The organism is Photobacterium sp. R1 (genome assembly GCF_054600795.1).
The window spans coordinates 1-261 of the sequence record NZ_BAAHZP010000665.1 but is presented as its reverse complement, the minus strand read 5'-3'; the positions used below and the strand labels follow the sequence as shown (position 1 = coordinate 261).

Below are 261 nucleotides of genomic sequence, written 5' to 3'. Positions count from 1 at the left end.
GCTCTCTTCAGATAACTTTTCAAGAATGGTATATTAACTTCACCAAAGGCATTAGTAGCAATCATCTTTTGAGAAAGAGTTGCATCAACTTCACCAAGATTTTTAATCGCATTTTTAAAGGTATTCTCATCCTTAAATAGCTTTTCATATGCAAAATCAGCTACATTAGAAACAACTTGCCCTTCTGCAATTAAGACACCAGCGTTCGCCATCGCAAACGGAAATGCTGATGAGAATGCCAGCATTTTCGCATCTACAGTA

Annotated in this window: 1 protein-coding gene; it reads right to left on the bottom strand. The window is 36.8% G+C overall.

What is annotated here, in order from left to right; translation table 11 throughout:
• Positions 1-261: hypothetical protein (locus ACYP03_RS26740; protein ID WP_459782769.1), on the bottom strand; the 261-nt coding region annotated here is incomplete at both ends.